This is a genomic window from Flavobacterium zhairuonense, from assembly GCF_004352915.1.
Lineage (GTDB): Bacteria > Bacteroidota > Bacteroidia > Flavobacteriales > Flavobacteriaceae > Flavobacterium > Flavobacterium zhairuonense.
The window spans coordinates 54,740-64,298 of the sequence record NZ_SJSY01000059.1 but is presented as its reverse complement, the minus strand read 5'-3'; the positions used below and the strand labels follow the sequence as shown (position 1 = coordinate 64,298).

At 35.2% G+C, this 9,559-nt stretch carries 9 protein-coding genes; 7 read left to right on the top strand and 2 right to left on the bottom strand.

The genetic code is table 11. The features are described 5' to 3' along the window. The coding region (locus EYY60_RS22220) for a beta strand repeat-containing protein (RefSeq protein WP_162847833.1) at window positions 1-2,182 on the top strand (2,182 nt) is incomplete at its 5' end. Window positions 2,183-2,221: 39 nt separating this feature from the next. Beyond that, window positions 2,222-3,472: a gliding motility-associated C-terminal domain-containing protein gene (locus EYY60_RS01515; protein WP_132987646.1), complete on the top strand. Its 1,251-nt coding sequence runs from the start codon at window positions 2,222-2,224 to the stop codon at window positions 3,470-3,472. A 47-nt stretch (window positions 3,473-3,519) separates the two neighbouring features. Here EYY60_RS01515 and EYY60_RS01510 read toward each other — a convergent pair whose 3' ends face one another. Further along, complete coding sequence (locus EYY60_RS01510) at window positions 3,520-3,852, bottom strand: YegP family protein (RefSeq protein ID WP_132987645.1); 333 nt, start codon at window positions 3,850-3,852, stop codon at window positions 3,520-3,522. 197 nt (window positions 3,853-4,049) lie between these two features. Between EYY60_RS01510 and EYY60_RS01505 the strand changes: the two genes are divergently transcribed. The 3 genes from EYY60_RS01505 to EYY60_RS01495 all read left to right on the top strand — a co-directional run bounded on the left by EYY60_RS01505 (window position 4,050) and on the right by EYY60_RS01495 (window position 6,395). Beyond that, complete coding sequence (locus EYY60_RS01505; RefSeq protein ID WP_132987644.1) at window positions 4,050-4,535, top strand: copper resistance protein NlpE N-terminal domain-containing protein; 486 nt, start codon at window positions 4,050-4,052, stop codon at window positions 4,533-4,535. Between the two features lie 137 nt (window positions 4,536-4,672). After that, complete coding sequence (locus EYY60_RS01500) at window positions 4,673-5,809, top strand: XdhC family protein (protein ID WP_132987643.1); 1,137 nt, start codon at window positions 4,673-4,675, stop codon at window positions 5,807-5,809. After that, entirely contained in the window at window positions 5,772-6,395 is a 624-nt protein-coding gene (locus EYY60_RS01495; RefSeq protein ID WP_132987642.1) for a nucleotidyltransferase family protein, read from the top strand. Before EYY60_RS01500 ends, EYY60_RS01495 begins: the two co-directional genes overlap by 38 nt. Window positions 6,396-6,477: 82 nt before the next feature. On the opposite strand, the gene EYY60_RS01490 is transcribed toward EYY60_RS01495, so the two are convergent. After that, entirely contained in the window at window positions 6,478-7,611 is a 1,134-nt protein-coding gene (locus tag EYY60_RS01490; protein ID WP_132987641.1) for a cysteine desulfurase family protein, read from the bottom strand. A gap of 328 nt (window positions 7,612-7,939) precedes the next feature. On the opposite strand from EYY60_RS01490, the gene EYY60_RS01485 reads away from it, so the two are divergent. Next, entirely contained in the window at window positions 7,940-8,578 is a 639-nt protein-coding gene (locus EYY60_RS01485; protein ID WP_132987640.1) for a (2Fe-2S)-binding protein, read from the top strand. Continuing rightward, window positions 8,575-9,555 carry an FAD binding domain-containing protein gene (locus EYY60_RS01480; protein WP_132987639.1) on the top strand — a complete coding sequence of 327 codons (981 nt, stop codon included), beginning with the start codon at window positions 8,575-8,577 and terminating at the stop codon, window positions 9,553-9,555. The genes EYY60_RS01485 and EYY60_RS01480 overlap by 4 nt, the downstream gene beginning before the upstream one ends. Window positions 9,556-9,559 lie beyond the last annotated feature (4 nt).

Genomic DNA, 9,559 nt, shown 5'->3' with positions numbered 1-9,559 from the left:
TACAGTAAACGGAATTACAAGTACAGGCGCACCAATCGTCAATACAAACGAAACTTCATTATCAGGGACAAGTTTGACGACAACTGTAAATGGAGTTTCAAGCACGGCTTTAGACTTGGCTCCTGCAATTTCTGCGGGAACAACAAACGCTTTGAGCTTGTCTGGAAATACTTTAACGTCGAATGTAAACGGAGTTTCCTCAACTTCAGATGCTGTTAGCGGTGTTTCAAATGCATCAACTGCAAATACATCAACAATTACAGTAAACGGAATTACAAGTACAGGCGCACCAATCGTCAATACAAACGAAACTTCATTATCAGGAACAAGTTTGACGACAACTGTAAACGGAGTTTCAAGCGCAGCTTTAGATTTGGCTCCTGCAATTGCTTCTGGAACAACAAATGCTTTGAGCTTGTCCGGAAATACTTTAACGTCGAATGTAAACGGAGTTTCTTCAACTTCAGATGCTGTTAGCGGTGTTTCAAATGCATCAACTGCAAATACATCAACAATTACAGTAAACGGAATTACAAGTACAGGCGCACCGATCATTAATACAAATGCAACTTCTTTAGCTGGAACAAGTTTGACAACAACTGTAAATGGCGTTGCAAGTACGGCTTTAGATCTAAGTCCGATATTAGCTTCTGGAACAACACATACTTTGGGTCTGGCAGGAAATACTTTGACTTCAAATGTAAATGGTGTTACGGCAACTTCTTCTGCTGTAAGCGGAGTTTCTAATGCATCTAGCTCCAATACTTCGACAGTTACAGTTAATGGAATAACTAGTACCGGTGCACCAATCATTAATACAAATACAACTTCTTTAACTGGAACAAATTTAACCACCACTGTAAACGGAGTTTCAAGTACAGCCTTGAATCTTGCTCCAGCAATTGCAGCAGGTACAACTGTTTCTAATACTAGTTCTGCGAACACTTTAAGCACAACTGTAAATGGAGTAACAGGAACAGGAGTGAATATTATTAACAGTAATGCTTTATCTGCTACAAATGGTAATTTAGTCTCAACGGTAAATGGTATTGCAACTACGCCGTCGGTGCCTGTGTTGATAAGTGCTAATAATGGCTTAGGCACAACAAATGGAAATACACAATTAGGAGGAACATTAGTTACACCAACAAGTATTGCTACTAATGCTACAAATACCTTAGCTATTTCTGGTTTGCAGGCAAGCGCTTCTGGAACTGATTTAATTGTTGTAGCAGATAATACAGGTATCTTAAAAACCAAAACGTCGACACTTTTAAATGCCAATAATTGGAACATACTTGGTAATGCAGGGACAAGTCCTGCTAATAATTTTTTAGGCACAACAGACAATCAGGATTTAGCATTTAGGACAAATAACACCGAAAAAATGCGGATTCTAGCAAACGGAAATGTTGGAGTTGGAACTACTTCACCTAAAAATAAATTTAGCGTATCAGGAGGGCCAGTATCGCAGGATGATTATGCAAATGGCGATAAATTTTTTCTTTTGGGTATCACAGGCGCAAATAAAATAACCTTAGATACCGGATTTTCAACATCAAATTATTCCGGGCAAATTACAGACCAAAATGGTAATCCTGTATCTACAACAACAGGTGTTTACAATTGGTACACTGCAAATAATGGTGCATGGGTACAAAGAATGAATCTAGCAAATGATGGCAGTCTAACTGTAGGTGGTAGATTAAGAGTAACTACTATTCCAGCGGCCGCAACAACAGATAATTTACTATCTGCCGATGCTACCGGAAACGTAAGAGCAGCGGTTCCTGTTAGTAGTATTCCTTTAAAAAGTAAATATGTAATAGCAGATGTTGCTGCAGGGGCAACTCAATCTGTTACAGTTACCAGTGCTTTCGATACCTATCAGTTAGTTGTTACTGTAATTAATGGTTGTGGTAGATCGGGAGTAGCAACATTTATGGTTACAAGCAGTAATATGATCGCCTTTAATGGTGGTCAAACAACCAACGCAGTATATGTCGCCACTTTTGGAGATGATGGTAACAGTCAGACACTTGTTGGTAACACAAATGGTTGTGCTGACGGAGGAAATTCTAGCGCACTTAATTACAAAATATTGATTTTAGGTAGGAGTGTTTCAATAACAAATAATGGAAATCTTCCAAGAACTTACAATATTACTTTAGTAGAAATGTAATAAAATTAAAAGAGAATTAGTTTTTTTAAAAGACAGAAAATGAAAACAAATGATATAAAATTAGGAATACTATTGCTGTTTTTTATTAGTAAAATTGCATCACAGACTGTAAATATTGGAGAGCTTTCAATAGCTTCCAGCACAGCATTTTCAACAGTTTCTGATTTTGTGAATGAAACTTCAGGAGATGTTTTAATCGATGGGAATTTCTATGCTTATTCTAATTTTAAAAACAACGGATTAGTTACTTACGATGATAATAGTGCGGGAAAAACTTTTTTTACTGGAACTAGAGTACAGTTGATCGAAGGCTCGGAAATACCACATTTTCAAAATGTTGAATTTGATAATAAATCGGTATTAGTTCCTTTTAGTTTAATGACCTCAATAAATATAGGAAGCAACGTAACTTTTAAAAACGGAATTATTGATGCTGATAGTTTTAATACTAAAATGATTTTTGAGCAAAATGCCTTTCACACAGATGCCAGTAACCTTAGTTTTGTTGATGGTCAAGTGGAGAATATTGGTAATTTGAATTTTGAATTTCCTATTGGAGATAATTATTATTTTAGGCCAACTTATCATGATAAAAGTACTAGCTTAAACAATGTTTATACAACACAATACTTTTTCGCTAATGCGGGGCCTCTTTATCCATATACAAGCAAAGAAGATGAAATTTTAGCAATAGATCAGGCGGAATATTGGAATCTAACGCAAAACCAAGGAACTGAAAAAATAGTGTTAACTTTAACTTTAGATACCAATACAACGCCAGCTTCTTTCTTTCAAGAAAATCCCGACACTCAATTGGCAATTGTACGCTGGGATGGCGCTTCTTCAAAATGGATTAATGAAGGAGGAGAATCAACAGATCTACTTACAGGAGCACATTATTCTAAATTAGTAACTACCCAAGTAAGTGGTTATGGTCTTTTTACCATTGCATCTGTTTCTAAAATAAATCCGGCACCGCCTTCAGATGTTATTGTTTATAATGCACTATCGCCAAATGGTGATGGTATAAATGATACTTTTCATATTCAAGGAATTGATCAATATCCAGATAATAGAGTTGAAATTTACAATCGTTGGGGAGTTAAAGTATTCGATGCAAAATCATATAATGAGAGTGATAATATGTTTAAAGGATATTCAGATGGAAGGGATACAGTCAAAAGAGATGTAGGACTTCCTCCAGGGACTTACTATTATATTTTGGAATACAAAAAGGAAAACCAAACAATTAACAAAGCAGGATATTTATATATTTCGTATAATAAATAGAAAAACGAGGCTTAAACCTCGTTTTGTATAATAAATGATTTTTTGATTTAAACCGTCTGATCATCAATTTCAGCATCGGGAGCATTTTTCTTTACAGATTCGATTCCGTTTTCTCTAGCCGCAACACTTTCGTACATTTCGCTTGTTCCAATGATTTGGCCGTTGCTTGCTTTTAGGTTGAAATACGGTTTTCCGTTGCTTGATTCTTTTCTGTCAAAACGACCATCATCTTGCGAATTTGTTTTTACAGATTCAATTCCGTTTGTGCAAGCCGCTTTTGTTGTATAACCCTCGCTTGCTAAAATTGTTTGGCCATTTCCAGCTTTTAAATTGAATTGAAATTCTCCGTTGGTTCTTTTAGTAATCACAAATTTTCCCATGTAGTTTATTTTTAAGTTAACTAATTTATTTTGCTTTCTATAAAAATACAAAACTTCATCATATAATTGATATTGTAAGAAAAAATAATCGTTTCATATTTGTTAAGTAATAGTCTTAGGCTATAAAACTTTGAGCTTTTTGAATTTTTAACGTAGGAAAATATTGTACATTTGAGAGAATGCTAAAATTTAAGGTTATGAAAAATGGATTCGTTTTAATGCTGCTTGCAATGCAACTGATTTCTTGTAATTCTAAAGTAAAACAAGAAGAAAATAAAATAATTGCTTTAGATTCACTAAATGCTAAGATCGATGAAAAATTAAAAGAAAATGTATTGATTTATGAAGGGATGCTGCCTTGTGCAGACTGCAGCGGTATTCAGACTGTTCTTAAAATTGATTCAGGAAATGGAACTATGGAAGGACAAAAGTTTGAAATATCAAGTATCTACAAAGGGAAATCATCTGAAAAAGAATTTATAGAAAAAGGGAATTTTAATACGGAACGTGGTTTAGAAAACGACCAAAACGGAACAATTTTCATCTTAAATTGGGATAAACCAGTTGAAAAGCAAATATATTACGGTTATTTGAGTTCAGATACAACAAAGATTTATATGTTAGATCGTGATAAAAAAATAATTAAATCGGAACTGAATTATTCGTTGACTTTGAAAAAGTAAATCGTTTCAGATATTTTGTTAAGTAAGAGATATTATAAACTTAAGCAATTTTCCTGTGCTTAATTTTATAATATTTTTTACTTTTAGACTGTTAAAAAGAATCATCAGCGGTTTGTTTTGCTGATGAAAATTATTTTATGAAGGAAATCAGCGAAATTTTAAAAGCATATTCAGCAGCAAAATCTGATGGCAAAAAAACAGCTTTGGCAACAGTTGTCAAAGTCGAAGGTTCTTCCTATAGACAACCAGGCGCTCGAATGTTAGTTACTGAAGATGGCCAGTTGACTGGTGCTATTAGCGGTGGCTGTCTAGAAGGCGATGCACTCCGAAAAGCACTTCTTTCAATTAATCAAAAACAAAATAAATTAGTTACTTATAATACCAGTAATGAAGATGATGCTGAAATTGGTCTTCAATTGGGATGCAACGGAATTGTTCATATTTTGTTTGAATATATTGATGACGAATCAGAAAACAATCCGATTCAGCTTTTAAGTCAATTAAAAGCAGAAAGAAAAGAAGCGGTAATTGTTACCATCTTTTCATTAAACAAAAGAGCAAATCAAATAGGAACGAGTTTATTCTTCAGAAAAGACAGTCCCGTTTTGCATCACAACAATAATGCATTAAATTTAATTTCAGAAGCAAAAGAAGTGCTTTTGACCAAAATAACTTCGGTAAAAAAAATACAAGAAAATAGCGACGATGAAGCTTTGATCGAGTATATAAAACCACCAGTTTCGTTAGTAATTGCGGGAGCAGGAAATGATGTGCAGTCATTGGTGAAAATGACAGCTTTATTAGGGTGGGAAGTAACTATAGGCGACGGACGAAATGCTCATGCAACAAAAAAACGTTTTCCGTTAGCAAATAAAGTTTCGGTTGTAAAATCGGAGCATTTTTTAGAAAATATAACGATCGACAATCAAACTTATTTTGTTTTGATGACGCACAATTACAAATACGATTTGGCCGTTTTGAAATTGTTATTGGGTACAGATTGCAGTTATATTGGAATTCTTGGACCAAAATCAAAACTTGATAGAATGCTTGATGATTTGCATTTAGAAGGAATTTCGGTAAATGAAGAACAGCTTAAAAGAATTCACAGCCCCGTTGGACTTGATATTGGTGCTGAAACTTCAGAAGAAATTGCGTTGTCGATTGTTTCTGAAATCAAAGCTTTTGAATCTGGAAAAATTGGAACTTCCTTAAAATACAAGTTGGGTAAAATTCATGACGAAATTTATTATGAAGGAGAAAGATCAAAATAGAATTGGCATTGTTGTTTTAGCCGCCGGAAATTCTTCAAGATTGGGCCAGCCAAAACAGCTTTTAGGATATAAAGATTCAACGCTTTTGAAAAATACAATTGCAGAAGCTTCTTTAGTTTCAGACTCAAAAATAATTGTTGTAACCGGCGCAGATAATCAATTGATTGAAGAAGAATTAGATCCTTCAATAATAAAAGTAAGTTTTAATCCGGATTGGGAATTAGGTATGTCGTCTTCAATTGTGAACGGCTTAAAGAAAATATTGAATTTATATCCAGATTGCGAAAACTGTATTTTTGCTGTTTGCGATCAGCCGTATGTTTCAAGTTTGATTTTTGAAAATCTAATTGAAGAACATCATAAAACGGGAAAAGGAATCGCAGCTTCGGCATATTCGGGAACGCTTGGAACTCCAGTTCTTTTCAATAAAAAATACTTCAATGAATTATTAGAATTGCAAGGCCAAGAAGGCGCAAAAAAAATAATCAATAAATTTTCAGATGATGTTGTTTCAGTGCCATTTGAAAACGGAAATATTGACATCGATACTCAAGACGACTATAATAAACTCATGTCTGAATTTTAGATGCTAAGATTCTAAGTTGCTAAGGTTCTAAGTTTTTTATAAATAAAATCATTTTAATCCTTTTAATCTGTGGCAAAAAAAACTAACGTAGATGTCCAGCCAAAGTCAAAACACGTTCAATAGTTTCGTCAATTTCTTCAGAAGTTGTAAATCGCCCCAAACTAAAACGAATAGAACTCAAAGCATTTTCATCAGATAATCCCAGAGCTTTCAAAACATGCGACGGCTCTGAAGTTACGGCAGAGCAAGAAGAACCATTAGAAACTGAAATATTTCTTAGAGCTAAAATCAGCCGTTCTGAATTTATTCCCGGAAAACAGATATTTGTAGTGTTGTAAATTCTGTCAGTAGTATTTCCATTTATAAAAGAACCTTCAAATTGCAATAAACCTTTTTCTAGTTTATTCCTTAAGATCTCAATTTGCTCTTGATCATTTTTCATTTCACTTAAAGCAATTTCGCTCGCTTTTCCTAAACCAATAATTCCCGGAACATTTAGCGTTCCACTTCGCAGTTTTTGCTGATGATTACCTCCGTGCAATTGTGGCATCAATTTAATTTTGGCTTTTGCCGAAACATAAAGCGCGCCAATTCCTTTTGGTCCATAAAATTTATGAGCAGAAAAAGGCAAAAGATCAATTCCAAGTGCTTTAACATCAATCGGGGTTTTTCCAACGGCCTGTGTTGCATCACACAAAAAAAGCGCATTTTTAGAATGAGCAAGTTCTGCAATTGCTTTAATGTTTTGCTGAACTCCCGTTTCATTATTCGTCATCATAATGCAGACTAACAAGGTTTTGTCTGTTATAGCTTGTTTTAAATTGGCAAGATCTAAAATGCCATTTGAAGCAGTAGCCAAATAAGTAACTTCAAAACCAATCGATTCCATAAACTCACAAGTCTTTAAAACCGCTTTATGTTCTGTTGAAACCGTCACAATATGTTTTCGGTCTTGATTTGCCAAACCTTTAATAGCCAGATTAATTGATTCTGTTGCGCCCGAAGTAAAAATGATTTCATCTTCCTGCGCTCCGATAAGTTCTGCAGTTTGCCAAGCAGCATTTTCAACAGCTTCATTCACTGTCAATCCTGCAATATGACTGCTTGAAGCATTCGCATAAAAATCATAAAAATAAGGAAGCATTGCATCCAAAACTCGTTCATCAACTCGTGTTGTGGCATTATTATCGAGATAGATGGTTTGCTGTTGAGACATAATTTTGAGTTGATCTTGTAAAAATAAAAAAATAAACCTGCTGTATCTTTTTTTTAACCGCAAAGCACGCAAAGTTTTTTTGATCTTCGTTATGTTAAATAAACGCAAAGAACGCAAAGCTATATAAATTCCAGCTTTGCGTTCTTTGCGTATGCTATACGCAACGAGGATAAAAAAGACCTTGCGTGCTTTGCGGTTAAAAAAAATAACGAGATTGTAATTATTCTAAATAAAGCTAATGTTTGAATTTTATAATTTTTTGTTCTTTAAGATTGTTAAATTTGTTAGAATAACCAAGGTGTTTTTGCTAATTTAAAAAATAGACTGAATGGCTTCTAAAAAAACAAATCAGGATAAAGTATCGAATGGGGATGCAAATTCTCGTCGGGACTTTATAAAAAAATCAGGACTTTTTACCGCTCTTGCCTTTACACCGCCTTCATTGGTAATGGCGTCGGAGAATAAATGGGATGAAAAAATTGCTGAATATTTAGAGACAGTGCCACTTTCTATTGAAGTAAATGGCAAAATGCACAATCTCAACATCGAACCAAGAACCACGCTTCTGGATTTGCTTAGAGAGCAGTTACAGCTTACTGGAACTAAAAAAGGCTGTGATCACGGACAATGCGGTGCGTGTACAGTGCATGTAAACGGAACCCGAATTTTGTCCTGCCTTACGCTTGCAACCATGCAACAAAACGCGCAGGTAACTACTATTGAAGGCCTTTCGAAAGGAAAAAAACTGCACCCAATGCAAGAAGCTTTCATTAAAAATGATGGTTTCCAATGTGGATATTGTACGCCAGGCCAAATCATGTCGGGAATTGCGTGCATAAAAGAAGGTCATGCCAACAGTAGAGAAGAAATTAGAGAATACATGAGCGGCAATATCTGCCGTTGTGGTGCTTATCATAATATAGTTGACGCCATTACTGAAGTTAAGGAAGGAGGGAAGGAAATATGAAAAACTTTCAGATTATTAGAGCATTGTCATCGGGTTCAGCGGTAACGAACATCAGCAAAGAAAAAGAAGCGATGTTTATTGCCGGCGGAACCAATCTGGTGGATTTAATGAAAAAGAATGTCGTAGCTCCAGATAAATTGGTTGATATTAATGGTTTGGATTTAAAGAAAATAGAATTTCTGAAAGGAAAGGTTTCTATTGGCGCTTTAGCAAAAAACAGCCAAGTAGCCGAAGATGCTTCGATAAAAGAAAAACATCCTTTACTGGCATTGGCACTAGCGGCTGGAGCATCACAGCAAATCCGACATATGGCTACTGTTGGTGGAAATATGCTACAGAAAACGCGTTGTTCTTATTTTTATAATACAGATATGCCTTGCAACAAGCGAGCACCTAAAAGCGGTTGCGGGGCAATTGGCGGTTCAAACAGAATGGCCGCTATTTTTGGCGCTTCAGAAAGTTGTATTGCAGTTCACCCAAGTGATATGTGTGTTGCTCTTGCTGCACTAGACGCAACAATTTTAGTGGAAGGCCCAAAAGGGAAAAGACAAATTAAATTTACTGATTTTCATCGTCTGCCTGGAAATACGCCAGAAAAAGACAATACACTTTTGGACAAAGAACTGATAACTTCAGTTGAGATTCCAGATAATAATTTTATCAAAAATGTTCATTATTTAAAAGTTCGTGACCGAAGCAGTTATGCGTTTGCATTAGTTTCTGTTGCGGTGGCTTTGGATATTCAAAACAATACAATTGTAAATGCACGTCTAGCAATGGGCGGTGTAGCGCACAAACCTTGGAGACTGACGGAATCTGAAGAATTTTTGAAAGGAAAAACCATTTCTGAAACGACTTTTAGGGAAGCGGCGAATTTGGCTATGAAAGGCGCTAAAAGTTATGGCGATAATGATTTTAAATTGACGTTGGCGCCAAATGCCATTGTTGAAGCATTAACTATAGCATCATCTAAATAAATTG